At 67.9% G+C, this 26230-nt stretch carries 24 protein-coding genes; 9 read left to right on the forward strand and 15 right to left on the reverse strand.

Annotation, left to right across the window (positions count from 1 at the left end; genetic code table 11):
* Positions 1-153: 153 nt before the first annotated feature.
* Positions 154-2079: a DEAD/DEAH box helicase gene (locus tag RTY46_RS00345; protein WP_108751505.1), complete on the reverse strand. Its 1926-nt coding sequence runs from the start codon at positions 2077-2079 to the stop codon at positions 154-156.
* 256 nt (positions 2080-2335) lie between these two features.
* Here RTY46_RS00345 and RTY46_RS00350 point away from each other — a divergent pair, with 256 nt between their 5' ends.
* Positions 2336-2557 carry an RNA-binding S4 domain-containing protein gene (locus tag RTY46_RS00350; RefSeq protein WP_108752563.1) on the forward strand — a complete coding sequence of 74 codons (222 nt, stop codon included), beginning with the start codon at positions 2336-2338 and terminating at the stop codon, positions 2555-2557.
* Between the two features lie 20 nt (positions 2558-2577).
* On the opposite strand, the gene ubiM is transcribed toward RTY46_RS00350, so the two are convergent.
* The 5 genes from ubiM to RTY46_RS00375 form a co-directional block, all read right to left on the reverse strand.
* Positions 2578-3756: a 5-demethoxyubiquinol-8 5-hydroxylase UbiM gene (gene ubiM / locus RTY46_RS00355; protein ID WP_312706135.1), complete on the reverse strand. Its 1179-nt coding sequence runs from the start codon at positions 3754-3756 to the stop codon at positions 2578-2580.
* Positions 3757-3851: 95 nt separating this feature from the next.
* Complete coding sequence (locus RTY46_RS00360; protein WP_312706136.1) at positions 3852-4241, reverse strand: MAPEG family protein; 390 nt, start codon at positions 4239-4241, stop codon at positions 3852-3854.
* 10 nt (positions 4242-4251) lie between these two features.
* Positions 4252-4794 (reverse strand): DUF4019 domain-containing protein, encoded by a 543-nt coding sequence (locus tag RTY46_RS00365; RefSeq protein ID WP_312706137.1) that lies wholly within the window; start codon positions 4792-4794, stop codon positions 4252-4254.
* A 96-nt stretch (positions 4795-4890) separates the two neighbouring features.
* Positions 4891-5436 (reverse strand): DUF4019 domain-containing protein, encoded by a 546-nt coding sequence (locus tag RTY46_RS00370; RefSeq protein ID WP_312706138.1) that lies wholly within the window; start codon positions 5434-5436, stop codon positions 4891-4893.
* 58 nt (positions 5437-5494) lie between these two features.
* Positions 5495-6658 (reverse strand): hypothetical protein, encoded by a 1164-nt coding sequence (locus RTY46_RS00375; protein ID WP_312706139.1) that lies wholly within the window; start codon positions 6656-6658, stop codon positions 5495-5497.
* A 543-nt stretch (positions 6659-7201) separates the two neighbouring features.
* Here RTY46_RS00375 and RTY46_RS00380 point away from each other — a divergent pair.
* The 3 genes from RTY46_RS00380 to RTY46_RS00390 all read left to right on the forward strand — a co-directional run bounded on the left by RTY46_RS00380 (position 7202) and on the right by RTY46_RS00390 (position 10793).
* Positions 7202-8674 (forward strand): AlkA N-terminal domain-containing protein, encoded by a 1473-nt coding sequence (locus RTY46_RS00380; RefSeq protein WP_312706140.1) that lies wholly within the window; start codon positions 7202-7204, stop codon positions 8672-8674.
* Positions 8671-9162, forward strand: coding sequence for a methylated-DNA--[protein]-cysteine S-methyltransferase (locus tag RTY46_RS00385; protein ID WP_312706141.1), 492 nt, complete (start codon positions 8671-8673; stop codon positions 9160-9162). The genes RTY46_RS00380 and RTY46_RS00385 overlap by 4 nt, the downstream gene beginning before the upstream one ends.
* 386 nt (positions 9163-9548) lie before the next feature.
* On the forward strand, positions 9549-10793 hold the full coding sequence (locus RTY46_RS00390) for an ectonucleotide pyrophosphatase/phosphodiesterase (protein ID WP_312706142.1): 1245 nt from the start codon (positions 9549-9551) through the stop codon (positions 10791-10793).
* 140 nt (positions 10794-10933) lie between these two features.
* On the opposite strand, the gene RTY46_RS00395 is transcribed toward RTY46_RS00390, so the two are convergent.
* Positions 10934-11113, reverse strand: a complete 180-nt coding sequence (locus RTY46_RS00395; protein WP_108749022.1) for a 30S ribosomal protein THX — start codon at positions 11111-11113, stop codon at positions 10934-10936.
* 110 nt (positions 11114-11223) lie between these two features.
* Positions 11224-11637 carry a MerC domain-containing protein gene (locus RTY46_RS00400; protein WP_312706143.1) on the reverse strand — a complete coding sequence of 138 codons (414 nt, stop codon included), beginning with the start codon at positions 11635-11637 and terminating at the stop codon, positions 11224-11226.
* Between the two features lie 134 nt (positions 11638-11771).
* Between RTY46_RS00400 and RTY46_RS00405 the strand changes: the two genes are divergently transcribed.
* The 5 genes from RTY46_RS00405 (at position 11772) to RTY46_RS00425 (ending at position 18637) form a co-directional block, all read left to right on the forward strand.
* Positions 11772-13976 (forward strand): TonB-dependent receptor, encoded by a 2205-nt coding sequence (locus RTY46_RS00405; RefSeq protein ID WP_312706144.1) that lies wholly within the window; start codon positions 11772-11774, stop codon positions 13974-13976.
* A 229-nt stretch (positions 13977-14205) separates the two neighbouring features.
* Positions 14206-14772 carry a TetR/AcrR family transcriptional regulator gene (locus RTY46_RS00410; RefSeq protein WP_312706145.1) on the forward strand — a complete coding sequence of 189 codons (567 nt, stop codon included), beginning with the start codon at positions 14206-14208 and terminating at the stop codon, positions 14770-14772.
* A complete protein-coding gene (locus tag RTY46_RS00415; RefSeq protein ID WP_312706146.1) occupies positions 14772-16445 on the forward strand; it encodes an MFS transporter in 1674 nt (557 codons plus the stop codon). The genes RTY46_RS00410 and RTY46_RS00415 overlap by 1 nt, the downstream gene beginning before the upstream one ends.
* Positions 16446-16455: 10 nt before the next feature.
* Complete coding sequence (locus RTY46_RS00420) at positions 16456-17628, forward strand: HlyD family secretion protein (RefSeq protein ID WP_312706147.1); 1173 nt, start codon at positions 16456-16458, stop codon at positions 17626-17628.
* Between the two features lie 343 nt (positions 17629-17971).
* Positions 17972-18637, forward strand: coding sequence for a hypothetical protein (locus RTY46_RS00425; RefSeq protein ID WP_312706148.1), 666 nt, complete (start codon positions 17972-17974; stop codon positions 18635-18637).
* Between the two features lie 82 nt (positions 18638-18719).
* Here RTY46_RS00425 and RTY46_RS00430 read toward each other — a convergent pair whose 3' ends face one another.
* The 7 genes from RTY46_RS00430 to creC all read right to left on the reverse strand — a co-directional run bounded on the left by RTY46_RS00430 (position 18720) and on the right by creC (position 26230).
* Complete coding sequence (locus tag RTY46_RS00430) at positions 18720-19211, reverse strand: Fur family transcriptional regulator (RefSeq protein ID WP_079221204.1); 492 nt, start codon at positions 19209-19211, stop codon at positions 18720-18722.
* A 34-nt stretch (positions 19212-19245) separates the two neighbouring features.
* On the reverse strand, positions 19246-20649 hold the full coding sequence (gltX, locus tag RTY46_RS00435) for a glutamate--tRNA ligase (RefSeq protein WP_312706149.1): 1404 nt from the start codon (positions 20647-20649) through the stop codon (positions 19246-19248).
* Positions 20650-20742: 93 nt separating this feature from the next.
* Positions 20743-22299, reverse strand: coding sequence for a M20/M25/M40 family metallo-hydrolase (locus tag RTY46_RS00440; RefSeq protein ID WP_312706335.1), 1557 nt, complete (start codon positions 22297-22299; stop codon positions 20743-20745).
* A gap of 129 nt (positions 22300-22428) precedes the next feature.
* The gene (locus tag RTY46_RS00445) at positions 22429-22908 is read right to left on the reverse strand and encodes a hypothetical protein (RefSeq protein WP_312706150.1); all 480 of its coding nucleotides are present in this window, start codon (positions 22906-22908) and stop codon (positions 22429-22431) included.
* 39 nt (positions 22909-22947) lie between these two features.
* Positions 22948-23358 (reverse strand): hypothetical protein, encoded by a 411-nt coding sequence (locus tag RTY46_RS00450; protein WP_312706151.1) that lies wholly within the window; start codon positions 23356-23358, stop codon positions 22948-22950.
* Between the two features lie 10 nt (positions 23359-23368).
* Positions 23369-24688, reverse strand: coding sequence for a cell envelope integrity protein CreD (creD, locus tag RTY46_RS00455; protein WP_312706152.1), 1320 nt, complete (start codon positions 24686-24688; stop codon positions 23369-23371).
* 81 nt (positions 24689-24769) lie between these two features.
* Positions 24770-26230, reverse strand: a complete 1461-nt coding sequence (creC, locus tag RTY46_RS00460; RefSeq protein ID WP_312706153.1) for a two-component system sensor histidine kinase CreC — start codon at positions 26228-26230, stop codon at positions 24770-24772.

The raw sequence follows: 26230 nt of genomic DNA on the forward strand, positions 1-26230 counted from the left end.
CGGACGCGATTACGGTGGCAACCTCCTGCGGAACCCGTTCAGCCTAGAACCGTGGATGTGTGGACGGTGCGAAGCCCACGAAAAAGGGCGGCGGTCGCCCGGGCCATCCGAAGATGAATGCCCGATCGACCACCGCCCCTTCAGGCGTGGTGCTTAGAAGCTACGCGGACCGCGCGGCTTGAAGCCATCACGGCGCGGCGGGCGACCTTCACGGTCACCGCCGGGGCCACCCGGGCCACCGCGGCGCGGGCCCCCCGGGCCGCCCGGACCGCGCTTGTCGAAGCGCGGCTTGAACGGACGCGGAGCCGGGTTGATCTCTTCACCGGCCGCCAGCGGGCGCATCTGCAGCTGCTGGCCCGACACCCACACCTTCTGCAGGTGGCTGAGCACGTCCTGCGGCATCTGCGCCGGCAGGTCCAGCAGCGAGAAGTCGTCGTGGATGTCGATGCGGCCGATGTAGCGGCTTTCCAGGCCGGCTTCGTTGGCGATGGCGCCGACGATGTTGGCCGGCTTCACGCCGTGCTGGTGGCCCACCGAAATGCGGTAGGTCTCCATGCCCTGGTCCGGTGCACCACGCGGCGGCACTTCACGGCGCGGGCGCTGCTCGAAGCCACCCTCGCCCTCTTCGCGGCGCGGGCCACGTTCGAAGCGCGGGCCGCGTTCGTTGCGGTCGAAGCGGTCACCGCGTTCCGGGCGGTCGCCACGGTCGAAACGCTCGCGCGGCGCGCGTTCTTCACGCGGCGCACGCACCGGCGGCTGCAGCAGGAACGGGGTATCGCCCTGCAGCATCTTCGCCAGAGCGGCGGCCACTTCGATGGCCGGCACGTTCTGCTCGCTCTCGAAACGCTCCAGCAGCTGGCGGTAGAAATCCAGACCGCCAGCGCCAAGGGTTTCGCTGATGCGTGAGGTGAACTTGTTGATGCGGGTGTCGTTGACCGCTTCGACGCTCGGCAGCTGCATTTCTTCGATCGGCTGGCGGGTGGCCCGCTCGATCTGGCGCAGCATGCCCTTCTCGCGCGGGGTGGCGAACAGGATCGCCTCGCCGCTGCGGCCGGCACGACCGGTACGGCCGATGCGGTGCACGTAGCTTTCAGTGTCGTACGGGATGTCGTAGTTCAGTACGTGGCTGATGCGCTCCACGTCCAGGCCACGGGCGGCCACATCGGTGGCCACCAGGATGTCCAGCTTGCCTTCCTTCAGCATGGCGATGGTGCGCTCACGCTGAGCCTGCTGCATGTCGCCGTTGATGGCGGCAGCGGCCAGGCCACGGGCCTGCAGCTTGCTGGCCAGTTCTTCGGTGCCGGCCTTGGTGCGCGCGAAGATGATCATCGCGTCGAACGGCTCCACTTCCAGGATGCGGGTCAGCGCGTCCAGCTTGTGCATGCCGCTCACCCACCAGTAACGCTGGCGGATGTTGGCCGAGGTGGTGGTCTTGGCCGCGATGGTCACTTCCACCGGGTCCTGCAGGTAGGTCTGCGCGATGCGGCGGATCTGCGGCGGCATGGTGGCCGAGAACAGGGCCACCTGGCGCTGTTCCGGCAGCTTCTTCAGCACCGCTTCGACGTCGTCGATGAAGCCCATGCGCAGCATTTCATCGGCTTCGTCCAGCACCAGGGTCTTCAGCTCGGACAGGTCCAGGGTGCTGCGGTCCAGGTGGTCGATCACGCGGCCGGGGGTACCGACCACGATGTGCACGCCGCGGCGCAGGGCCGACAGCTGCTGGCCGTAGGGCTGGCCGCCGTACACCGGCAGCACGCGGAAGCCGGGGATCTTCGAGGAATACGACTGGAACGCCTCGGCCACCTGGATAGCCAGCTCGCGGGTCGGCGCCAGGATCAGGGCCTGCGGCTTGGTCTGCTGCAGATCGATGTTGGACAGCACCGGCAGCGCGAAGGCCGCGGTCTTGCCGGTACCGGTCTGGGCCTGGCCCAGCACGTCGCGGCCTTCCAGCATGGCCGGGATGGTCGCGGCCTGGATCGGCGACGGGGTTTCGTAGCCGATGGCGCTGACCGCCTGCATGACAGGCTCGGACAGGCCGAGCTGCGAGAACTGCAGCGGCGCTTGGGAATCTTGGGACATGGAAAACTCCAAAGGCACGGCCATCTGCATGGCAGTGCGATAAAAAAGGGATGGTCCGCGCTTTGGGCGCCCTTCTTATCGCGTGCCCTGGCGCTGCTCGTTCGGAGGGAGATTCACTCGCTCAGAGCGGAATGATACCGCACCCTGCCTGAACGGCGCGTACAGGAAACCATTCGCATCCATGACCGCCCGCCCTGGCGCACAATACGCGACCCGCGCGGCCAGTCCTGGCCCGCCCCAGCCGGAAACGTGTTCCATGCAGATTCTCGAATTCGACCTCGACGGTGAGTATGTCGAACTGAAGCAGTTGCTGAAGCTGGCCGACCTGGTCACCAGCGGCGGCGAGGCCAAGATGGTGATCGGCGACGGCCAGGTGCTGGTGGACGGCCAGGTCGAGTTGCGCAAGGCCTGCAAGATCCGTGCAGGCCAGGTCGTGGAATTCAACGACAGCCAGATCCGCGTGCTGGCGGCCGGCTGATCAGGCCGGGCAAGGCAGGGTCAGGCCACGCGCTGGGTCAGGTGCGAGGCAATGACCCTGCGGAACGGCGCCACGCCCTGCGCCAGCCGCAGACCGGCCGCGCGCAGCAGGCGCGCCGGCGCACGGTCGTCGGTGTACAGGCTGGCGATGGCGTTGGTGGCCTCGTACAGTGGTCGCGAGGCCAGCCGGTGCCCGCGCTCGTAGCGGGCCAGCATGCCGTCGGCGGCGATGTCCGCCCCGCGCCGCTGCTGTTGCAGGATCTCGTGCGCCAGGCGCTGCGCACTGGCCAGACCCAGGTTGAAGCCATGCGCCGTGACCGGGTGCATGCCCACGGCGGCATCGCCGATCAACGCGCAGCGACTGCCGACGAAACGGTGCGCATATACGCCCACCAGCGGATACGCCTGCGGCGTGGCCACCGGCTGCATCTGCCCCAGCCGGTGCTCGAAGAATCCGGTGATGGCGTGGCCGAAGGCCACCTCGTCCATCGCCAGCAGCTGCTCGATCTGCCGCGGCGGCAACGTCACCACGGCCGACGCCTGGCCTTCGTTGAGCGGCAGCAGGGCCAGGGTGCGGCCGTAGCCGAACCATTCCCACGCCGTGTGGCGGTGGTCACGCTCGACCTGCATGCGGCACACCAGCATCGATTTACCGTAGTCGCGCATCTGCGCACCGATACCCAACAGGCGGCGGGTGCCCGAGAAGCGGCTGTCAGCGGCCACCAGCAGACGGGCGTGCAGTTGGCTGCCGTCGTCCAGGGTAACCACCTGGCCCTGCGCATCAGCACGCAGTGACTGCACCTTGCGCCCATCGAACAAGGCCAGGCCGGGCTGGCCCTGCACGCTCTGCCAGGCGGCCCGGCGGATCAGGTGGTTGGGCACCAGCCAGCCCAGCGGCTGGTCGGCGGTGCGTTCGCTGGCGAAGGTGAGCGCGAACGCCGAGCCTCCGTTGAGCACCTTGGCATCGCGCAGTTCGGCGATCTCACTGGCCGGCAGGCGCTGCCACAGACCCAGCTGCTCCAGGCTCTGGCGGGACGCGTGGGTCAGCGCGATTTCGCGGCCGTCGAAGGTCGCCTCGGCCAGTGCCTGGCGCGGCTGCGCTTCGACCAGCCCGACCTGCAGGCCACTGTCGGCCAGCGCGCGCGCGAAACACAGGCCTGCCGGCCCCGCGCCCACCACCACCACGTCCATTCCACGCATGCCTGTCTCCTGACCCTTGTCCGTTCGCTGCCAGCTTAGCGCCCCACGCGTTAAGCACCTTGATCTGGATCAGGCCGGCGCCCGCGGCTGCACGCTTACAGCAGCGCAAACACCAACGACAGCACCGCCACGATCGACACGACCCACACCAGGCTGCGCACATAGGGCACGCCCATGGCGTACAGCGGCAGGTACACCACCCGCGCCCAGAAGTAGACCTGCGCGGCCAGCACCGTCGACTCCGTGCTACGCCCCGCCACCACCACCGCGATTGCGGCGGCAGCGAAGAACGGGAAGGTCTCGAAGAAGTTCGCCTGCGCCCGCTGCAGTCGCCCGGCCAGCGGGCTCAGGGGCACATTGGGTGCATCACGCGCCGACGCGTTCCACTTGATGCCGCGCTCGCGGGTAACCACGGTGGAGGCGGCGAAGATGTGGACGAAGCCAAGGAGCATCGCCCACGCCAGCAAGGACAGTTCCGCGTTCACGGCCGGCGGCTCAGCGCGCGGCCAGTGCGAGGTTGTAGTCCGTCACCCGCCAGACCTGGTTGTCGTCCAGGCGGAAGGCCACCGTTTCATCGACAGCCCCTTCCATGTTGGCGAAGCGCGCAGGGAAGATCACTTCCACAATGTCAGGCTGTGCGCCATCGCCCGCCTGCGCCATACGGGTCACACGGGCATCACCACGCTTGAGCAGCTCGCCGGCCTGGCTGCGCGTGCTGTCCAGCTGGCGGACGAAATCCGTTGAAGCGCCGGCCCCGGACACGCTGGCCAAGGCCCCTTCGCCCACTTCAGCGGTGCGGCGCGCGTCGATCATCTGCACGATCCTGCCCGCTGCCCGGCGCAGCGCGGCATCTTCCTGCGCCCTGGCGTCGATGAACGAGTCCTTGCCCAGGCGGTCAAGATGAATGACCGGCGGGATGGCATCCAGGCGCAGTGGCTGCGGCGCGTCGAAGCTCTGTCGAGCGGCAGGTTCTGCGGCGTAGGCCATCGGCATGATCGAGGCAACGAGTACAGCAAGCAGCAGTGAAGAACGATCCATGATCCACCTCTGTTGGTTGGTACAGGCTCACACTACTACAGCAGACGGAGACAGTGACAACCGATTCGTCTCGGTTTGGGCCGCACGGCAACAGGGTCAGGGCGCGGAAGCGCGCAGGCTGTAGCCGGCAAGCCGCCAGGTCTGGTCTTCGTCGAAACGGAACGAAACCAGTTCGCGCACCGGCTGTGCGCTGTTGGCAAAGCGGGTGGGGAAGCTGACGTTGATGTACAGCCCTTCCGGCACGGCGGCGCCCGGGCCGTACTTCACCCGGGTCACGCTGGGCTGGCCGCGCCCGGCCAAGGCCCCCAGCCGGGTGCGGTCGGTAGTGAGCTGGCTGACGAAGGCGGCCTTGGGCACGGCACGGCGCGCGACGGCCGAAGCACCGTCCCACAGTTCACCCGCACGGTTGGCGTCGACCAGCTGCGCGGCCTTCAGCGCCGCGGCGGTCATTTCCGCATCCTGCTTCTGTACCTGGGCCTGCTGGGCCGGCGTCAGCGTGGGCGCGGCCGCCGTGGCCGGTCTGGCGGCAGCCGGGGCGGCCGCTGCCGGGCGCGCCGGCGCGGGCGCAGGCGTGGCCGGCGACGGCGCCTGTGCCAGTGCAGTCAGAGGCCACAAGGACAGCAACAGGAACGTGCGCTTCATGGGCACCGCCACTTCAAAGTATGGAAGCGCAGTCTACGCCAGCCCGGTGATCGGTTCGTCAGCGCGCGGTGCTGCTCGCTTCCACCGCAGCGGCATCGGCGTCGGCAGGGGCGCCACCGGTGCCCGCCGCGGGCGGCTGCTCGGCCAGCGGCGGCTCGGGCGGTGCCGGTGGCAGCGTCGCCACATCGATTTCCGACAGCGGGCTCTCTTCCGGGCACACCGGATCGGGGAAACCGAAGCGTTCCTTCAGCGCCTGCCCGCAGCTGTTGATCGATTCCATGTCCACGCCCTCGCGCTTGCACTGCTGGTCGAAGGCGATCAGGAAGGCATCCTTGCGCTGCACGAAGTCATCGCCGCAGGCGCGCATCTGCTTGATCCGCTCCAGATCGTCCTGCACCGCGTTGGTGCCATCCAGGCCGAACTGGCGCAGTTCCTCAGGCGTCAGCAGGCGCAGGCTGCGGTTGGGCACGGTCATCATCAGATCGGCCACGCCCACCGCAACGCCGTTGCGCTGCAAGTAGTCCTTCACGTTGTCGTAGACCTCGTGCAGTTCGCGGTTCAGTTCGGCGCGCGAGGTCGCCTTGGAACTGATGCGCATCATGCGGTGGATGCCCACCTTGCCGGACAGCAGGCGGTTGTCGCCGGCCGCGAGCACGAACACGCAGGCACTGTGGCAGATCGAACCTTCGCGCACCCAGATCGTCCAGCCCGATTCACCGATGCTGTCACCGGCCACGATGGCCGATTCCACCTGGCCGCCGCTGGAATCCAGATCGAGGATGCGCTTGTGGATCTTCAGCGCGTCGGCCACCACGGCCAGGCGCCAGACCAGTTCAGCGAACCCGGGATTGATCTTGCCGGCATAGCGCACGCGCAGCAGCCCACGTTCGGCGCACGGCGCCAGCGCCTGCTGGATCTGGTCGCGCCCCAGCCCGTCCAGCGCCACCCCGTCGCCGCCCTCACCGGCGTAATCGGTGCTGCAGCTGATCCAGACGTTGCCGTTCTCCAGCTGCGCCTGCGGCCACGGCCGGTCCGCACGGCTGCGCGGCGGTGCCGGCGGTGGCGGCGCGTCGGCCGCGTTGATCGACACCATGTTCTCGCCATCACTGGCCGGCGCGCGCGCCGCCTTGTCGGCTGCGGTCACGTTGCCGGGATTCTCCAGTTGCTTGCAGCCAGCAAGGGCCAGGCACAACAGGGGCAACCAGCGGAATCGGAAAGACATCGGGCAACCGGTGTTCGAGGGAAGCGAGAGCCACAGTCTACCCGCCAACGCCGCGCATTCAGCGTGCGCCACTGAACCCATGGTGACCCTGGGGAACGCATCCACGCGTGGCGTGGATCTACCGACTGGGTAATGGGAACCGCGTCCACGCGTGGCGTGGATCTACTGGCGCAACCGTGCTCGAGTAGATCCACGCCATGCGTGGATGAATCTGTCCGACACGGAAATCCATCCGGGGTCAGAGCCCGTTGCTGCGCAACGGGATCCGACCCCGTGCCGTCCCTACAGATCGCAGCAATCTGTCAAAGGCGGGGTGATATGGGCAGGCGGGACCGCAGGCGCCATGGATGGCGCCTACGAGCCCCCATGGAAGGGTTTACGGCGTGTCCCGCCTGCCCATACCACCCCGCCACCCCTCGGATAGCCCGCTCTTGACGTTGACGTTGATTCAGCGGGTGCAGGGCGCAGCCCTGCCGTACCCCCTTCAGCATCCATGTCCGAAAATGGCGAGTATCACCCCCCACCGCAGCCTAGACTGGCGCCATGGACACCTCCCCCGCCCTCGACACCGCAGCCTGCGACCGCGCCCGCCTGGCCCGCGACGCGCGCTTCGACGGCGTGTTCTTCACCGCCGTGCGCGGCATCTATTGCCGCCCGGTCTGCCCGGCGCCGCCGCCCAAGCCACGCAACATCTGCTACTACCGCACCGCCGCTGCGGCCGCCGCGGCCGGTTACCGGCCCTGCCTGCGCTGCCGCCCCGAACTGGCACCCCAGGCACAGCAGGCCCTGGCCGGACAGACCGTGCAACGTGCACTGGCACTGATCCACAACGGCTTCCTGCAGGAACAGTCCATGGCCGAACTGGGCCACCGCCTGGGCCTGAGCGCACGCCAGCTGCAGCGCTTGTTCGTTGAACACCTGGGCGCCACGCCCGCACAGATCCACGCCACCCATCGCCTGCTGCTGGCCAAGCAACTGCTGACCGAAACCGCGTTGCCGGTCACCGACGTCGCCTTGGCCGCCGGCTACAACAGCCTGCGCCGCTTCAACACCGCCTTCCTGCAGGGCTGCGGCATGCCGCCCACCGCGTTGCGTCGCCAGCATGCCCCGCGGGTCGGCGCCGACGATGGCCTGGTGCTGCGCCTGGGCTACCGCCCACCGCTGGATTTCCCGCGCATGCTGGCCTTCCTGCGCAAGCGCAGCCTGCCCGGCATCGAACTGATCGACGAGGACAGCTACCAGCGCGTACTGGGCACGCCCGAACGCCCCACCCTGCTGCGGGTCACCGCCGACCCCAAGCGTCCGGAACTGCGCCTGCAGCTGGGTGCGGTCGATCCTCGCCTGATTCCGGACATCGTGCGCCGCGTGCGCCGCGTGTTCGATCTGGATGCCGACCTGCAGCAGGTGCATGCCGCCCTGGGCGAAGAACCCCTGCTGGCCCGCGGCATCGCAGAGCGCCCCGGGCTGCGCGTACCGGGCGGCTGGGACGGCTTCGAAGTGGGCATACGCGCCGTGCTCGGCCAACAGGTCAGCGTTGCGGCGGCCACCACCTTCGCACGGCGTCTGGTGGACGCCTGGGGCGCCCACCTGCCCGGCATGCCGGCCGCGTTCGACCGCCAGTTCCCGCTGCCGCAGGTGCTGGCCGAGGCACCACTGGAATCGATCGGCCTGCCACGCACGCGGGCGGCCACGGTCCGCGCGCTGGCAGCGGCCTGCGCCAGTGGCGCGCTGGATTTCGGCCCGGGCCAGGCCCTGGACGAGTTCGTGGCCCGCTGCGTGGCCCTGCCCGGCATCGGGCCGTGGACGGCGCAGTACATCGCCCTGCGTGGGCTGGGCCAGCCTGACGCCTTCCCTGCCGGCGACCTGGTGCTGCAGCAGGTGCTGGGCCACGCCCAGGGGCAGCGCCTGAGCGAGCGCGCCACCGAAGCCCGTTCGCAGGCGTGGCGGCCGTGGCGCGCCTATGCGGTGCTGCACCTGTGGCACCTGTCCGGCACCTTTGTTGGAGAACCGACATGACCTTGTTGTTCGATCGTTTCGACAGCCCGATCGGCGAGTTGACCATCGCCGGTGACGCGCATGGGCTGGCCCACGTGCTGTTCCCGGAAAACCGCCACCCGGCGCGTGGCCGCGGCGACTGGCAGTACGCGCCGGGTGCGCTGCCGCAGGCACGCGAACAGTTGCTGCAATACCTGCATGGCGAACGCAGCAGCTTCGATCTGCTGCTGGCGCCGCGCGGCACGCCGTTCCAGCTGCGGGTGTGGCAGGCATTGGCCGTCATTCCATTCGGCCAGACCTGGAGCTACCTGCAGCTTGCCCAGCACCTGGGACAGCCCACGGCCACCCGTGCGGTGGGCGCGGCCAACGGTCGTAATCCGCTGCCGATCGTGCTGCCCTGCCACCGTGTGATCGGCAGCAATGGCACGCTGACCGGCTTCGGCGGCGGATTGGAAACCAAGGCGGCACTGCTGCGGCTGGAGCAGCGGCAGGCCCCCGTGTTTGCCTGAGGGTTCGGGTTTGCAGGCAGGGCTGCGCCCCGCACCCGCTGTAGAGTCGAGCCATGCTCGACTGAAGCAACGTCAACAGCGGGCTATCCTTGGCATGGCGTGGTGTGCCCGGTTGCGGGGGACGGCGCAAGTACGTCCATGTAGCCTCGGTCGCGCCATCCATGGCGCTCACGCCCCCGCAACCGGACCCACCCCGCCTTCGACAGTTCCCGCGGCCATCGACTTGGGGTCGGATCCCGTTGCTGCGCAACGGGCTCTGACCCCGGAACTGTCTCGATATCCGACAGTAGATCCACGCCATGCGTGGATGGCTTTCATGCCGCGGACACGGCGCGCTTTCCGCGCCGTGTCTTGGGCGCGTCATTGCCGCCGCTTATGATGTGGCGATGACTTCCGTACGCCTGACCTGTTCGCTGGCACTGCTGCTGCCCCTGGCCGCCTGCACGACCACGCCCTCTTCGTCCGCGCCGGTGTCGCGCGCCGACGCGCCGCCACCGAAGCTGCTGCTGATTTCCATCGACGGACTGCGTGCCGATGCGCTGGATCGTGGGCTGACCCCGAACCTGCAGCGCATCATCGACGGCGGCGTGCGCGCACGCTGGATGACACCGTCCTACCCGTCGCTGACCTTCCCCAACCACTACACCCTGGTGACCGGCCTGCGCCCGGACCACCACGGCATCGTCAACAACAGCATGGAAGACCCCGCGCTGGGGCGCTTCAGCCTGGGTGACCGCGACGCCGTGACCAACAGCGGCTGGTGGGGCGGCGAACCGATCTGGGTCGGGGCGGAAAAGGTGGGCGTGCGCACCGCAACGACTTCCTGGCCCGGCAGTGAGGCCGAGATCGACGGCACCCGGCCCAGCCGCTGGCAGGTGTACAACATGAAGGAACCGCTGCAGCAGCGGGCGCAGACCGTGCTGGACTGGCTGGCGCAGACCGATGCCGATGCACCCAGGCTGACCACGCTGTACATGGAAAACGTGGACAAGGCCGGTCACAACCATGGCCCGGATTCGCAGCAGTACGCCGACGCGATCGTGCTGGCCGACCAGGTGATCGGCCAGGTGCTCGATGGGCTGGACGCGCAGGGGCTGGCAGCGTCGACCAATGTGGTGGTGGTCTCTGACCACGGCATGGCGTCGGTACCGGAAGGCCAGGTGATTGCCACCGAATCGATGGTTGACCCGTCGATCGCGCGCAACATCAGCCAAGGGCAGTCGGTGGGCTTCGAGCCCGTTGCCGGCCGCGAAGCACAGGCCGAGCAGGCGCTGCTGGGTCGCCACGCGCACTACGAATGCTGGAAGAAGGATGCACTGCCGCCGCGCTGGCATTACGGCAGCCACCCGCGCGTGCCATCCATCGTCTGCCAGATGGATGAAGGCTGGGACGCCCTGCATGCCGAGCGCATTGCCAAGCGCGACCACCAGGACCGTGGCTCGCACGGCTACGACAATGCCCTGCCCTCGATGCGTGCGGTGTTCGTGGCACGTGGGCCGTCATTCCAGCAGGGCCGGGTGATCGACGGGTTCGACAATGTGGATGTCTACCCGCTGCTGGCGCATCTGCTGCAGGTGCCGGCGGCGCCGAACGATGGCGACGCTGAGACGTTGAAGAAAGCGCTGCGCTGACCGCGCAACATCCGCCGGGCATGGCCCGGCGCTACCCCAGGCTCGATCCGCCGGGCATGGCCCGGCCAGCGGCAGGAACACCGGGCACAAAAAAACGCGGCGCCAGGCGCCGCGTTTTCTTCAAGCAACCGCCGGCCGGATCAGGCCTTGGCAGCTGCCTTCTTCGCCACAGCCTTCTTGGCCGGAGCCTTGGCCACGGTCTTCTTGGCAACCGGGGCGGCGGCGCCTACAGCGACCTTGCTCGCGGTGTGCGAACGGGCGTTGCCGTAGCTGGCGTTGTAGCGCTTGCCCTTGGCGGTCTTGCGGTCACCCTTACCCATGTCTTCAACTCCTCAAGTGTGAAATCTGGTTACCCCGTACTGACACGGGTTCGGCGGGGCCGCCTTGCTGGGCGCCCCCGCGCACGATCGGAAAGCCTATCACGACGCGCCTAGTGCGCGCAGCTGGCGTCGTGGACGTGGCCGTGGTTCAGGCGCAGATTGACCAGATGGGCCACGCCCACCAGCACGCCACCGAGGGTCATCACCACCGCATGCGGCACCGCATTGTGGTGCAGCGGGTCGTACAGCACGCCCGCCCACAGCGCCACTAGGCCCGGAATCAGGAAGCCCAGCGCGCGCAGCGCGCCGTGCCGGCGATAGCCCATGACCAGACTGAACAGCCCGAGCAGCGTCACGAACACCACCAGCGCCATCTCCACACCGTCGCTCAGCCAGAACGACAGGCCCAGCGAAGGCGCGATCGCCAGCAGCACCGGGATGACCGCGCAGTGCACGGCGCACAGCATGGAACCGGTGGCACCAAAGCGATCGAGCAGGCGGCGGAACGAGGAGGACAGGGACATGACTTCCAGCAGGGTCGGCGAATCGTTATGGAATAATATAACATTTACTCCTGCCCCGCACGTTTCCCCTCCCCCTGTCAGTCGACGGGATACGTGCGCCACCCGATTGATACAAAGTAACAAAGGACTTGCCGATGTCTGCCCATTCTCCGCGGTTGAAGCCGCATTCTCTTGCCCTGGCGCTCGCGGCGCTGCTGCCCACAGCGGCGTTCGCCGCCGGCGACGATGCCGGCCAACGTGACCGCCACCTGACCGAGCTGTCGTCAGTGCAGGTCACGGCCTCGCCGCTGCAGCGTGACGCCGAGTCGCTGGCGCGCCCGGTGGACGTGCTGACCGGCGAACGCCTGGACGAACAGAAGGCCGGCACCCTGGGTGACACCGTGGCCAAGCTGCCCGGCGTGCAGAGCACCTTCTTCGGCCCCGGCGTCGGCCGCCCGATCATCCGCGGCCAGGAAGGCCCGCGCGTGGCCGTGCTGTCCAACGGCATGGGCAACATGGATGCCTCCACCGTCAGCGCCGACCATGCCACCAGCATCGAACCGTTCCTGGCCGACCAGATCGAAGTGTTGAAGGGCCCGGCCACCCTGCTGTTCGGCAGCGGCGCGATCGGCGGCGCGGTGAACGTGGTCGATGGCCGCATTGCCCGCGACCTGCCGGACCGCCCGCTCAGCGGTCGCGCCGAACTGCGCGGCAACTCGGTCAATGACGAACGCAGCGGCATGTTCCGCCTGGACGGCGTGAGCGGCAACGTGGTGCTGCATGTCGATGGCCTGGTGCGCAACGGCGATGATTACCGCATTCCCGGCTACGCGGTGATCGACAGCTTGGAAGACCATCATGCAGACCACGACCACGATCACGCGGGCGAGGAAGGCGAAGAGCCGCGTCGCGGTCGCCTGGACAACAGCTCCATCCGCACCCGCGCCGGTGGCGTGGGTGCCACCTGGCTGGGCGAAGGCGGTTACTTCGGCGTGTCGGCCAGCACCTACCGCACCAACTACGGCATTCCCAACGGCGCCCACGTGCATGCCGAAGGCGATGACCACGACCATGATCACGACCACGACCATGGCGACGAGGAAGAAGGTGACGAGCACGACGTGCGCATCGACATGGTGCAGAACCGCTTCGAGACCAAGGCCGGCATCTACAACCCGGTCTCGTTCCTGAAGAACGTCAACGCGCGCGTGGCCTACACCGATTACGAGCACGTGGAACTGGAAGCCGGCACACCGTCCACCCGCTTCACCAACCGCGGCATTGAAACCCGCCTGGAAGCGGTGCAGCAGCAGATCGGCGGCTGGGACGGTGCCTTCGGCCTGCAGTTCGGCAACAGCGATTTCGGCGCGCGCGGCGAAGAAGCCTTCGTGCCGGACACCAACACGAAGAACGTCGGCCTGTTCGTGCTGCAGGAAAAGCAGTTCGGCCCGTTCAAGCTGGAACTGGGTGGCCGCCACGACCAGGTAAAGCTGGACCCGACCGGTGACTACCGCCGCCGCAAGTTCGACGCCACCAACCTGTCCGCCGCCGGCATCTGGAAGCTCAACGATGCCGTCGACCTGCGCATTGGCGTGGACAGCTCCGAGCGTGCGCCCACCAACGAAGAGCTGTACGCCGCAGGCGCGCACATCGCCACCCGTTCGCTTGAAATCGGCGATGCCAACCTGAAGACCGAGCGCGGCCAGCGCGTCGAACTGGGCATCCATACCCACAGCGAGCGCCTGGACTTCTCTGCCGCGATCTACCAGACCAAGTTCAAGGACTTCATCTACCTGGCCGACACCGGCATCACCGAAGGCCTGCCGGTGCGTGCCTGGACGCAGCAGGATGCGGTGTTCAAGGGCGCCGAGGCCGAAGCGCTGGTGCACCTGTTCGAAGGCGGCGCCGGTGACTGGGACCTGCGCGTGTTCGGTGACTACGTTCAGGCCAAGCTGGATGGCAATGGCAGCCGCAACCTGGACATCGCCGTGCCGCATGGCGACCACAACCACAACTACAGCGTTGAACTGGCCAATACCGGTTACCTGCCGCGCATCGCCCCGGCCCGCGTCGGCGCCGACCTGCGCTGGGCGAAGGACGGCTGGCGCGCCTCGGTGGGCGCGGTGCGTTACAGCCGGCAGAAGGACGTGGCCCAGAACGAGGAGCCGAGCGACGGCTACACCCTGGTCGATGCGCACTTCGCCTACCGCTGGGACCGCAACGACAGCAACAGCTACGAGGTGTTCCTGGACGGCAGCAACCTGACCAACCGCGAAGTGCGTCCGCACACTTCGCTGCTGCGTGATTACTCGCCGCTGCCGGGCCGTGGTGTCGCCTTCGGCATCCGCGCGTACTTCTGATCAGGCCATCCACGCATGGCGTGGATCTACTGACCCCGGGGTCGGATCCCTTTCCGCAGGAAAGGGCTCTGACCCCGATCGTCGGAAACAGCACAGGGGCCTTCGGGCCCCTTTTCCGTGGCAGAGTGGCCTTCACGTCACCCTCACAAAGATGTGCGTAGAGCAACAAACGGACAATCCCGTCACTGAACGTCTCGCCAACCGGACATATTTGTCCGAAAATGAAGCCATGACCACACAACGCGCCGATGCTGCCGCCCGCCGGGCCCTGATCCTGGATGCCGCCGACCATGTGTTCGGCCAACACGGCGTAACCGCGCCGCTGGACCTGGTGGTCGAACGCGCCCAGGTGGGCCGCGCCACCCTGTACCGCAATTTTCCCGACCGCACCGCCCTGATCCAGGCCCTGCTGCAACGCACGGTCGACCGCATCCGCCGCCAGGTGGAACAGCTGGGTGACCGCGACGATGCACTGTTCGAAGTGTTCGAGGGCATGGCCCAGCGCATCATCGATTCGCCGGCGCTGGCCGACTACTGGCGCGCGGTGGATTCGGACGTGCCCGCCATGCGTATCGCGCGCGAGACCGTGCGCGACCTGCTGGAAGCCCCCATCGCGCGCGCCAAGGCCGCCGGGCTGTGCCGCCCGGACCTGGAAAAGACGGATATTTCACTGATCTCGGGCATGCTGGGCGCAGCCCTGCGCGGCAAGACCCGCGAAGAGCGCGCGCAGCTGGCCGGGCGCGCCCTGCAGCTGCTGCGCGGGGGCCTGCAGGGAGCAGCCAGCGGAGACCGCTGATGGTGCAGCCGTACCTCAAACCGATTCCGGACTGGGAGGAGCACGAGAAGCCGACCATGCCCGGGTCGGCCTCGATGCCGTGGCACCCGCCGCAGCGGCGGGCGGCCTACGCACTGGTATCGCTGCTGGTGGCCATCACCGGTGGCCTGGGTAATGCGCTGGTCACCGCCAACCTGCCGTTCCTGCAGGGGCAGCTGGCCCTCACCCCCACCCAGGGCAGTTGGCTGGTCGCCGCCTACGCCATGGTGAACGTGACCGCCAACCTGCTGGCCTTCAAGTTCCGCCAGCAGTACGGCATCCGCCTGTTCGCCGAAATCGGTCTGGGCCTGTATGCGGCGCTGGCCGTGCTGCACCTGTTCGTGGGCAGCTTTGAAACCACCCTGCTGACCCGCGCCGCCAGCGGCTTTGCCGGTGCCGCCTGTTCCACCCTGGGCACGCTGTACATGCTGCAGGCCCTGCCCCGTCGCTTCACCGGCAACCTGCTGGTGGTGGGCGTGGGGCTGTCACAGCTGGCGGTGCCCATCGCCTGGATCGTCTCGCCCACGTTGGTCGATACCGGCCAGTGGCACCAGCTGTACTCGTTCGAGGCCGGCCTGGCACTGTGCGCGTTCGCGGCGGTGGTGGTGCTGAAGCTGCCGCCGGGCATGCAGATCAAGGCGTTCGAACCGCTGGACTTCCTCACCTTCGCCCTGCTCGCACCGGCCGTGGCGCTGCTGGTGGTGGTGCTGGCGCAGGGCTACACGCGCTGGTGGTTGAACACGCCGTGGCTGGGCTGGGCGTTGGTCGCTTCGATCGCGCTGGCCACCACGGCACTGGTCATCGAGCACTACCGGCGCAACCCGCTGCTGCAGATCCGCTGGCTGTCGACGCTGCCAGTGCTGCACTTCATCGTCGGCGCGTTCCTGCTGCGCTTCCTCACCACCGAACAGTCCTACGGCGTGGTCAACCTGATGCGCACGCTGGGCATGGGCCCGGACCAGATGCGACCGCTGTTCGTGGTGATCCTGGCCGGGGTGATCGTCGGCATCGCCGGTGCTTCGCTCACCTTCGGGCCGAAGCGGCTGATCACCCAGTTGCTGATGGCCATCCTGCTGCTGGGCACTGCCGCGTTCTTCGACCAGAGCCGCACCAGCCTGGACCGGCCGCACGACTTCTACATCAGCCAGTTCCTGGCCTCCGTCGGTGCCGGCATGTTCATGGGCCCGCTGATCATGCTCGGCATTTCCGCGGCGCTGAAACAGGGCGTGGACCACATGATCACTTTCCTGGTCACCCTGTCGATCACCCAGACCCTGGGTGGCCTGGCCGGTTCGGCGGTGCTGGGCACCTTCCAGCTGCACCGCGAGCAGCTGTATTCCAGCGCGATCACCAGCCAGCTGGACCCCGCCGACCCGGTGGTCGCGCAGCGCCTGCGCATCCAGCAGCAGATCTACGCCGCGCAGATCACCGACCCGGTGCTGCGCAGCGCGCAGGGCACCGCGCAGCTGGCGACCACGGCCCGCCGCGAGGCCAACGTGCGCGCCTTCAATGATGTGTTCACCCTGAGCGGCTGGCTGGCCATCGGCTTCCTGTGCTGGTTGCTGCTGCTGTCGCTGCGCACCGCCGTGCTCAAGCAATGGCACAAGCGCCACCCGTCTCCGCCCCTTGCGGCCACCGCCGCCCCGCCCCACTGAGCCCGCCGCCATGTCCCCGCTCCCGCCCCGCCCCGACAGCGACGCCCCCGAGAACGTCAGCCCACCGCCGCCGACCGATGCCGCGCCTGCGCCCACGCCTGCCGCGCCCGCGGCGGCACCGAAATACCTCAAGCCCAGCTCACGCAGCGTGGTGGTGATGGTGGTGGTGGCGCTGCTGGGCATCGCGTTGATCCTGCGTGCCTGGAACCTGTGGCCGTTCACCAGCAGCGTGATGGTCACCGACAACGCATACGTGCGCGGGCAGATCACGGTGATGGCGCCGCAGGTGGCGGGCTATGTCACCGAGGTGCTGGTGAAGGACTTCCAGCACGTGAAGAAGGGTGAGCCGCTGCTGCGCATCGACGACCGCATCTACGCGCAGAAGGTGGCGCAGGCCGAAGCGACGCTGGACAGCGCGCGCGCGGCACTGGCCAACTCGGACCAGTCGCAGGCACAGAACCGCGCGCAGATCGCTTCGACACGCGCCACGCTGTCGGCTGGCCAGGCCGAGCTGCAGCGCTCGCGCAACGAAGCCAAGCGTTATGAGGAACTGGCAGCGCAGCAGCTGGTCTCGATCAACGACCGCGACAAGTTCCGCACTACCCAGGCCTCGGCGCAGGCCAGCGTGCAGCAGTCACAGGCACAGATCCGCATTGCCGAGGAAACGCTGGTCTCCACCCAGGTCGCGCGCAAGGGCCTGGAGGCGCAGGTGGAAAGCGCGCAGGCGCAGCTGGAACTGGCGCGCATCGACCTGGCCAACACGGTCATCCATGCGCCGCGCGACGGGCAGATCAGCGAGGCCAGTGTACGCGTGGGCCAATACGTGGCGGCCGGTTCGCAGCTGCTGTTCCTTGTACCGGAAGCGCTGTGGGTGGTGGCCAACTACAAGGAAGGCCAGACCTGGCAGATGCGCATCGGCCAGCCGGTGACGTTCTCGGTGGATGCCTTCAAGGGCCAGCGCCTGCACGGCCACGTGGAGCAGATCGCGCCGGCCACCGGTTCGGAGTTCAGCGTGCTGCGCCCGGACAATGCGAGCGGCAACTTCACCAAGGTGGTGCAGCGGTTGCCGATCCGGATCTCGATTGATCCGGGGCAGGAGCTGGCGGCGCGGCTGCGGCCGGGGATGTCGGTGATCGCGCGGGTGGATACGGCGGCGGAGCCTGCGCCTGCGCCTGCGCGGTAGAGTCGCCCGTTGGTCGACTGCTCTTGCTGCCCGGCCGCGCGGCTTCGCCGTAGGCGGCGAACGGCGGAGCCCCTCGTGGCTGATCGTTGCGGTTGGGGTTTGCTGGATGGGCCGGGTGGGTGGGGCAGTCGGGACACGCCGTAAACCCGTCCATGGGGGCTCGTAGGCGCCATCCATGGCGCCTGCGGTCCCGCCTGCCCCACCCACCCGGCCACGGACATTCTTCGTGCGCGTCAGCCACGTGAATCAAAGGAATAAAAATCAAGAGCGGGGGCTGTTGCTCCGCTTTTTTTGTAGAGTCGAGCCATGCTCGACTGCTCTATGCCAGGAACAGGCACAAGACATGAAATTCAACGCACTGGCCAGAAAAGCGGCCAAGGGCCCTGCGCCGCTGGAACATGGCGGCAGTGTGGAAGTGGAGGATCTGATCCGCTTCGCACTGGAACACGGTGCAGAAGGCGCGGCCGAGATCGAGCGTCTGTGTGCGCTGTACGGCTGGCGCGAGGAGTTCCAGTACAACGCCGACGGCACCCACCTCGCGCCGATGGCGCCGTGGGCGCAGGCGTGTGCGGCATTCGGCCACGGTGGCGTGGCGGGGCTGCAGCCGCTGCTGGATGATCCGCGGCGGGCGACGTATGCCATCGGCGTGTTGGAGGACGTGCGCAGCGCGGCGTCGGTCACGGCGTTGCTGGCGTTCTGCGAGCAGGTGGATTTCAGCCAGGGCGATCCGATGTCGGCGCCGTCGCGGGCGCTGGCTGCGTTGAATTCGCTGCTGTCGTTCGACAAGGGCGTTGTGGTGCCGGTGGCGACGCAGCAGGCGCTGCTGCGCCAGGTCCAACGCGCGTGGGAACAGGCGCCGACCGCGCAGGGCCGCAGCCTGGCGCTGTATGCCGCGCGCGGTGCATCGGTGGCTGAAGCGATGGCGTGGCTGCAGTCGCTGGCGCTGGAGGAAGAAGAGATGGTTGCTGCGCGCAAGGTGGCGTTGAAGCGGCTGCGGCAGCGTCTGTGAGATGGGGTCAGAGCCTTTTGCCTGGGGCAAAGGGATCCGACCCCGGTCCTCATGCCGGCCAGCGGCCGGCACTACCGTTGCGTCAGCCGGCGCAGCGCGCGCAGAGGCCGTGCACTTCCAGGGTCTGCGCCTGCGGCTGGAAACCCAGTTCCTTGGCGCGCTTTTCCAGCTGGGTGACGATCTCGCGGTCTTCCAGCTCCACCGCGCTGTGGCAGCTGTTGCAGATCAGGAACGGCACCGAGTGCGCCGCGCTGCTGGGATGGTGACAGGCCACGAAGGCGTTCACCGATTCCAGCTTGTGCACGAAGCCATTGGCCATCAGGAAGTCGAGCGCGCGGTACACGGTGGGCGGGGCATCGGCGCCCACGCCCTTGCCGTTGCGCACCCACTCCAGCAACTCGTAGGCCTTGACCGGCTTGCCGGCCTCGGCGATCAGCTTGAGCACGTTGGCGCGGATCGGGGTCAGGCGCAGGCCGCGCTCACGCGAGACACGCTCGACCACTGCCACGAAATCCGATGCGTCGTGGACGTGGTGGTGCGGGGCGGTACAGGCAGAAGCTGGTTTGGCGGGCATGCGCGTTCTCCGGTTCAGGTCTGGGCGGCAGGGCTCAGGCCGTTGCTACCTTGGTGATGGCCACATCGATGCGTTTCAAGGCCTGCTCGCGGCCGGCCAGGTACACGGTATGGGAAATGTCAGGACTGACCTGGGTGCCGGTGATGGCCACGCGCAGCGGCTGGGCGACCTTGCCCATGCCCATTTCCAGGGCGGCGGCAGCGTCGTGCAGGGCCACGCCCACGGCTTCGGCGGTCCATTCCGGCAGGGCCGCCAGCAGTTCGCGGGCCTTGCCCAGCGGCAGCTCGGCGCCGGCCTTGAAGTGCTTGGCCACGGCGGCGTCGTCGTACTCGGTCAGCGGCTGGTACCAGACCACGGCCTTCTCGGCCATTTCCTTCAGGGTCTGCACGCGCTCGCGCAGGGCGATCACCACGTCCACCGGCGCCGGGCCGGCGGCCACGTCCAGGCCCAGCTTTTCCAGCTGGTAGACCAGGTGCGGCACGATGCTGGCCGGTTCTTCCGTCTTCAGGAAGTGCTGGTTGACCCAGCCCAGCTTGGCCATGTCCAGGCGCGAGGCCTTGGAATTACAGTGGGTCACGTCGAACAGCTCGATCAGTTCCTGGCGGCTGAACAGCTCCTGGTCGCCATGCGACCAGCCCAGGCGGGCCAGGTAGCTCAGCAGCGCGTCGGGCAGGTAGCCGGCGTCCTTGTACTGCATCACGTCGGCCGCGCCGGTGCGCTTGGACAGCTTGGCACCCTGCTCGTCCAGGATCATCGGCATGTGGCCGAACTTCGGCACCGGGGCGCCGATGCCTTCGTACAGGTTGATCTGGCGCGGGGTGTTGTTGATGTGGTCGTCGCCGCGGATGACCTCGCTGATGCCCATGTCCCAATCGTCCACCACCACCGCGAAGTTGTAGGTGGGGTAGCCGTCCGGGCGGAAGATGACCATGTCATCCAGCTCGCTGTTGGCGATTTCGATGCGGCCCTTGATCAGGTCGTCGAACACCACGGTGCCGTCGAGCGGGTTCTTGAAGCGGATGACGCGGTTCGGGTCGTCCTTGCGCGGCAGGCCCAGGTCACGCGCGGCGCCGTTGTAGCGTGGCTTTTCCTGCTTGGCCATGGCGGCCTCGCGCATGGCGTCCAGCTCTTCGCGGGTCTCGTAGGCGTAGTACGCCTTGCCGTCGGCCACCAGCTGCTCGGCCACTTCCAGGTAACGGGTCACGCGGTCGGTCTGGTAGATCGGGCCGACGTCGTAGTCCAGGCCCAGCCAGTCCATCGCCTCCAGGATCGCGTCGATCGCGCCCTGGGTGCTGCGTTCACGGTCGGTGTCCTCGATGCGCAGCACGAACTCGCCGCCACGGTGGCGGGCCTCCAGCCAGCAGTACAGCGCGGTGCGGGCACCGCCGATGTGCAGGTAACCGGTGGGGCTGGGGGCGAAGCGGGTGCGGCAGATCATGGGGCGCTCGGGGAACGGGAATCCGCCGATTTTACCACCAGCCCCGGAAAGGCAAGCAGGGGCCGGTGCGCCCGGCCCCTGCCGCCCGGTTTTTCAGGGCTGCGGTTCAGCCTTGCGCGGGAATGACTGCTCACGCATCGCCGCGTTGTAGGCGAATGACGCCACGATCGCCGCCGCCTGCTTCAGGTCGTCCGGCTCGGCGTGGTCCCAGGTGTCCAGGTGGCTGTGGTGGACGTTGGTGAAGTAGTCCAGCCGGTCCTGGATGAACTGGAAGCCCGGCAAGCCGATGCGGTCGAAGCTGATGTGGTCCGTGCTGCCGGTGTTGCGGGTGGCCACAGTGGTGGCGCCCACATCGTGGAACGGGGCCAGCCAGGCCTCGAAGATCGGCATGGCTGCCAGGTTTTCCTGCGCATAGATGCCACGGAAGCGGCCCGAGCCATTGTCCATGTTGAAGTAGACCTGGAACTTGCTGTAATCGCGGGTCTTCTGCAGCGCACCGGTCGGGTCGCGCAGCGAAGCCGGCAGCGCCTTCTGCGCCGCATCGGTGGGTTCGGGGAAGCGGCCGAAGTGCTTGGCCACATAGGCCTGCGAGCCGATCAGGCCCTGTTCCTCACCGCTCCACAGCGCCACGCGGATGGTGCGCTTGGGCTTGGCGCCGGTGGCCCTGAGAATGCGCATGGCTTCCATCATCACCGCCACGCCGGCGGCGTTGTCGGCCGCACCGGTGCCGCTGTGCCAGGAATCCAGGTGGGCGCCGATCATCACCACTTCGTCGGGCTTGCTGCTGCCACGGATCTCGGCCAGCGTGTTGTAGCCGGGCTGGTCGGCCTCGTCGGTGAAGCGTGCGGCCACATCCACGCGCAGGCGCACGCTCTGCTTGGCCGCCAGCGCGCGCACCAGCGGGTTGAAGTGCTCGGCGATCATCGCCAGCTCGGGAATGCCGACCGATTCGCCGGCCTTGCGCGAGCCGCCGCCGGCCACGCGGATGATGCCGTTGTCCCAGCTGCTGATGCTGATCGCAGCCAGCGCGCCCTCTTCCACGAAGAAGGCATTGACCTTGGCCGCCAACTCCTGCCGTTCCTTGTATTCCTTCACCCGCTTGGCGCGCTCGGCAGCGGCATCCTTGGGCAGGGTGAATTCCTGCAGGCCTTCCAGCGACGTCGCGTCGTGACGGTGCGAATCGGCCTCGGTACCGCGCTTGTACTCGCGCGCCTCGCCCAGCAGCAGGATCTTCCCGCGCAGCTTGCCGCGGTACTTCTCGATGTCCTCGGGCTTCTTGATCTCCACGTGCACCAGCTCGCCCTCGACCGGGCCACGGGTGCCGGGCGTCCACGCCTTGGGCAGCGCGTGCAGCGGCTGCACGCGGTCGCCCAGCATTTCCACGCTGGCCGAGGTGAATTCCCAGCCACGGCCGAAATCATCGAAGGCTTCGTCGTGCACGTTGTCCAGCTTCCATTCGCTGAACTTGCCGCGGGTCCACGCATTGGCGCGGCCCATCGCCGGCGAATTGGTCAGGCGCGGGCCGATGCGCTCGGTGAGATAGCTGAAGGTGTCCATCACCTGCGACCGGTGGAACGCCTCCTGGCGGATACGGCTGACCATGTCCAGGTCGACCGGTTCGCGCTGCTGCGCCCCTGCATTGCCGCCCATCACCAGCGCTGCGGCCAGCACACCCCACTTCAGCCCGCTCCACTTCAACACGCCGTACCCCTGCCCTTCGGCTCGATCATCAAGCGTTCGAGTCTAGCCAGTGGCGGCAGGTGCCCCCCGTCCCATCGGTCATGGGCCCGCCACTTCCGGCACGGGAACATCGATCTGGGTTTCGCGGAAATCGCTGAACTCCAGCAGCAGTGTGCCCTCCACGAACACCAGTTCGTGGCGGAAGCTGCCGGCGCCGACCGCCACCAGCTCCTCCAGCAGCAGATCGCCGAATCCCTCCGAGGGCCCGCCGTGCTTGTCCACCCGCAGCCGCGACACCTGCCCGTAGCGCAGTTCGATGCGCCCGCCCCATGCGCCCTGCAGCACCAGCAGGACCTCGTGCGGGCGACCGTTCTCGTCTTCCCCCTCGCTGAGCGCCAGGTGTTCAAGCCGCGCGTCATGCAGGCAGCGGGGATCGCTGAAGTCGTAGCGCCACGGTGCCGCCACGAACGCTTTCACCGGCGCCGGAAGCCCCGCTTCGATCGACGCTACGTAGGCATCCCAGCCCTTCGTATCGATGTCATAGCCGTCGCGGGTCTCGCTCAGTCTTACGATGTCCATGGCATTGCTTCTCCTGATGACAGCGCATTGTGCCTGCCGCTAGCCACGCCAGCCCAGCCACAGCTGCGCGCGCTCCGGCAGCAGCAACAGCCAGTGGCGCTGGTCCACGCTGCTGCAGCCGTACACCCCAGCATGCGCCGGCCAATCCGGCGGCAGGCCGTCGATGCCGATCTCCGACAGCGCCGCCGCGCCGGCCTTCCATGGCCGGTAGCGCGGCACCCGCCCGGCCAGCGCGCCGCGTCCCTGCCGCGCGCCGACCAGCCAATCCAGTCCCTTCCGCTGCAATCCCTCACAGGTCACCGCGGCCAGCTGGAAGCGGACCAGGCCGGGAGCGATCCGTGCCCCCGGCAGGGCCGCCAGCACCCCATGTGCCTGCAGCAATGCATCCACTTCCAGCAGGGACGGGATGCCCTGCTGTGCCCGTTGCCGCAATCCCTGGCGCCAGCCCATGGCGTGCTCCTTACTTCTGCTCGCTGCCCAGCGCGTACCAGTCCACGCGGCGGGTGACCCACATCGCCACGGCCAGGATCGCAAACAGCAGCAGCGAACCCATCAGCAGCGCGTTGTTTTCCGAGACCAGCAGCCCGTACAGCGCGCCGTACAGCACCGTCAGCATCGCCGCAAAGCCCAGCCCGCGTTTCCAGTGCCCCAGCACATTGGCCAGATACACCGCCTGCAAGCCGATGCAGGCCACGGCCGAGACCAGGTAGGCCTGCCAGAACGCGATGTGCTCGGAAAGGCTGATCAGCAGCAGGAAGAAGATCGCCAGCGCCAGGCCCACCATCAGGTACTGCAGCGGATGGATGCGCAGCGCCTTGATCAGTTCGAACAGAATGAAACCGACGAAGGTGAGCACGATGAACAGCACGCCGTACTTGGATGCACGATCGGCCTGGGTGTAGCTGTCCACCGGATCGACCAGCGAAACCGCTACCGCCTGCGCATCAAGATCGCCGCCCTTGCGCAACTGGTGCTGCGCGTCCGAGGCCAGCGACGATACCGCCCAGCGCGCATCGAAGCCCTGTGCGTCCACGCGGCGCTCGTTGGGCAGGAACGCGCCGGTGAACGAGGGGTGCGGCCAGCTCGAGCGCAGCGCAATCTGGTTGTCGTCGCCCAGCGGCACCACCGACAGCGCGCGGCTGCCATCCAGGCGCAGTTCCAGTTCCACGCTGCTGGCCGCCAGGCTGCCGCCACTGGCGTCGGCCAAGCCGGCCACCGGCGCATGCAGGCCACGGCCCAGCGCGTCGGCCGCGCCCACGCCCGGCTGCAGTCGAACCTGCTTGCCGTCCACGCGCAGGTTCGGCGTGCCGACCAGGCCGCGGGCGTCCGATACGCCCAGTGCCACGTACGGCTGGCCGTAGACGCGGCCGGCCTTCACCGGATAGTCGTCGGCAGCGAAGGTCGCCTTGATCTGGCCGTTCCAGCTGTACACCGGCACCTTGAACAGGCCCACCGAGCGCTGGCTGGGCAGCAGCTCACCGTTCACGTCGAGCGTGGAGGGCACCTGCAACCATTGGCCCTCGGTGGTCTGCACCTCGGTCTTCTTCACGCCGTGAGCGTCCACCACCTCCACCTGCTGGCGCTCCACCCACGGCACCACCCGCACCGGGCCGATCAGCTGCTGGGTGCCGGCGCGGCTTTCGGCCACCCGCGAGAACGCGTCATCGCGATAGCTGCTGCGCTCGCTGATGACACTGCGGATCATCATCAGGGGGATCAGAAGCAGCAGGATCAGGCCACCGACAATGGCGAACCGCAGCAGCATCTTCAGGGATTTCATGGTCCATCCTCGTTGGAGAGGACTGCAGGATGGACGCCGCCGGTGAGCGCGGTTTGTGGCGAAGTTGAAGTGAGTGTGAAGTCAGCGGCGGGGACGCTTGCCCGGTCCGCCCTTCGGCAACCACAGCTCGGCCAGGGTACCGCCGCCTTCGCGCGCGGTCAGCGTGGTACGCCCGTCGTGCAGGCGCGCCACCTCCTGCACGAAAGGCAGGCCCAGCCCTGAACTGCGACGGCCGCTGCCGGGCCGGGCCAGTGAATAGAAGCGCTCGAACACCCGCTCGCGTGCGTAATCGGGAATGCCCGCACCACGGTCGGCCACCTGCAGGCGAACGCCCTGCCCCTCGGCCTGCGCGGAAAGTTCCACCACGGCACCGGGCGGCGAGAACGCCACCGCATTGTCGATCAGGTTGTGCAGGGCCTGGCGCAACAGGTAACCATCGCCCTGTACCTGCAGGCCCGCTGCAGCCTGGGCGGCCACCTGCACGTCGGCCGCCTGCGCACGCACCTGCGCGGCGCTGGCCGCTTCGTCCAGCAGTGCGCCCGCCTGGATCGGCTCGCGGGTCTGCAGCCACCCGTGCTGTTCCACTTCGGCCAGCGCCAGCAGCTTGTCGATGGTCTCGGTCAGTCGCTGCTGCTGGTCGACAATGCTGCGCGCGAAATGCGCGCGGTCCGCATCGGACATCGGTTCCTGCAGCAGTTCCGCTGCGCCCCGGATCGCGGCCAGCGGGCTCTTCATTTCATGCGTCAGCGACTGCACGTACTGTTCGACATAGGCCTTGCCTTCCAGCTTGCGGCGCATCGTTTCCAGCGCCTGGCCCAGCTCGCCGATCTCGTCGCGGCGGCGCCGCGGCGGTGGCACCGGCTCGCCGTTGGTGACCGCACGTGCATAGTGGCTGAGCTGGCCCAGGCCGCGGGTCAGCCACACGGTGACCAGGATGCCCACCAGCGCCGACAGGCCGATCAGCCACGCACCGCGCTCGATGATGGCGCGCTGGCTGGCCGCAATGAACGGGTCAATGCTGCGGTTGGGCTGGGCCAGGCTGAGTACGCCGATCAGCGTGTGGCCATCGGCCGGGTCGTACACCGGCGCGGCCACGTGCATCACCGTGTTGCCTTCCTCGCCCGGGATTTCCGGGCTGGAGCGCGCGCCATATTCGCCGCGCAGGGTACGGTAGACATCGTTCCAGCGCGAATTGTCGCGGCCCACGTCGCGCCCCAGCGAGTCGTAGATCACGATGCCGCGCGCATCGGTGATCGTGACCCGGTAATCCAGCGCGCGCTTGGGGAAGCGCCAGACCATGGCCTTCAGGTCGCGCTGCCGCGCCTTGGCCAGGTTGCGGGTGAAGCTGCCACTGCCGATGGTGCCGGCCTTGACGTCGGCGGCGGCCATTTCGGCCAGTACGTTGGCCGCGTCCACCAGCGTGGATTCCATTGCCTGGCGCACGCCAGGCTTCACTTCGTTCACGAACACGCGCATGACGAAGAACGCGGCGATACCCACGATCAGGAAGAAGCCCAGGAACAGTTTCAGCATCAGCCGCAT

Source organism: Stenotrophomonas sp., from assembly GCF_032056425.1.
Lineage (GTDB): Bacteria > Pseudomonadota > Gammaproteobacteria > Xanthomonadales > Xanthomonadaceae > Stenotrophomonas.

What these genes read in the sequence shown, in the direction of transcription:
- creC (WP_312706153.1), bottom strand. Translation starts at nt 26,230, where the DNA reads ATGCGGCTGATGCTGAAACTGTTCCTGGGCTTCTTCCTGATCGTGGGT.
- ubiM (WP_312706135.1), bottom strand. Translation starts at nt 3,756, where the DNA reads ATGCGTGGAATGGACGTGGTGGTGGTGGGCGCGGGGCCGGCAGGCCTG.
- RTY46_RS00370 (WP_312706138.1), bottom strand. Translation starts at nt 5,436, where the DNA reads ATGAAGCGCACGTTCCTGTTGCTGTCCTTGTGGCCTCTGACTGCACTG.
- RTY46_RS00420 (WP_312706147.1), top strand. Translation starts at nt 16,456, where the DNA reads ATGTCCCCGCTCCCGCCCCGCCCCGACAGCGACGCCCCCGAGAACGTC.
- RTY46_RS00405 (WP_312706144.1), top strand. Translation starts at nt 11,772, where the DNA reads ATGTCTGCCCATTCTCCGCGGTTGAAGCCGCATTCTCTTGCCCTGGCG.
- RTY46_RS00385 (WP_312706141.1), top strand. Translation starts at nt 8,671, where the DNA reads ATGACCTTGTTGTTCGATCGTTTCGACAGCCCGATCGGCGAGTTGACC.
- creD (WP_312706152.1), bottom strand. Translation starts at nt 24,688, where the DNA reads ATGAAATCCCTGAAGATGCTGCTGCGGTTCGCCATTGTCGGTGGCCTG.
- RTY46_RS00425 (WP_312706148.1), top strand. Translation starts at nt 17,972, where the DNA reads ATGAAATTCAACGCACTGGCCAGAAAAGCGGCCAAGGGCCCTGCGCCG.
- RTY46_RS00395 (WP_108749022.1), bottom strand. Translation starts at nt 11,113, where the DNA reads ATGGGTAAGGGTGACCGCAAGACCGCCAAGGGCAAGCGCTACAACGCC.
- RTY46_RS00410 (WP_312706145.1), top strand. Translation starts at nt 14,206, where the DNA reads ATGACCACACAACGCGCCGATGCTGCCGCCCGCCGGGCCCTGATCCTG.
- RTY46_RS00390 (WP_312706142.1), top strand. Translation starts at nt 9,549, where the DNA reads ATGACTTCCGTACGCCTGACCTGTTCGCTGGCACTGCTGCTGCCCCTG.
- RTY46_RS00380 (WP_312706140.1), top strand. Translation starts at nt 7,202, where the DNA reads ATGGACACCTCCCCCGCCCTCGACACCGCAGCCTGCGACCGCGCCCGC.
- RTY46_RS00350 (WP_108752563.1), top strand. Translation starts at nt 2,336, where the DNA reads ATGCAGATTCTCGAATTCGACCTCGACGGTGAGTATGTCGAACTGAAG.
- RTY46_RS00375 (WP_312706139.1), bottom strand. Translation starts at nt 6,658, where the DNA reads ATGTCTTTCCGATTCCGCTGGTTGCCCCTGTTGTGCCTGGCCCTTGCT.
- RTY46_RS00440 (WP_312706335.1), bottom strand. Translation starts at nt 22,299, where the DNA reads ATGGGCGGCAATGCAGGGGCGCAGCAGCGCGAACCGGTCGACCTGGAC.
- RTY46_RS00445 (WP_312706150.1), bottom strand. Translation starts at nt 22,908, where the DNA reads ATGGACATCGTAAGACTGAGCGAGACCCGCGACGGCTATGACATCGAT.
- RTY46_RS00415 (WP_312706146.1), top strand. Translation starts at nt 14,772, where the DNA reads ATGGTGCAGCCGTACCTCAAACCGATTCCGGACTGGGAGGAGCACGAG.
- RTY46_RS00345 (WP_108751505.1), bottom strand. Translation starts at nt 2,079, where the DNA reads ATGTCCCAAGATTCCCAAGCGCCGCTGCAGTTCTCGCAGCTCGGCCTG.
- RTY46_RS00430 (WP_079221204.1), bottom strand. Translation starts at nt 19,211, where the DNA reads ATGCCCGCCAAACCAGCTTCTGCCTGTACCGCCCCGCACCACCACGTC.
- RTY46_RS00450 (WP_312706151.1), bottom strand. Translation starts at nt 23,358, where the DNA reads ATGGGCTGGCGCCAGGGATTGCGGCAACGGGCACAGCAGGGCATCCCG.
- RTY46_RS00400 (WP_312706143.1), bottom strand. Translation starts at nt 11,637, where the DNA reads ATGTCCCTGTCCTCCTCGTTCCGCCGCCTGCTCGATCGCTTTGGTGCC.
- RTY46_RS00365 (WP_312706137.1), bottom strand. Translation starts at nt 4,794, where the DNA reads ATGGATCGTTCTTCACTGCTGCTTGCTGTACTCGTTGCCTCGATCATG.
- gltX (WP_312706149.1), bottom strand. Translation starts at nt 20,649, where the DNA reads ATGATCTGCCGCACCCGCTTCGCCCCCAGCCCCACCGGTTACCTGCAC.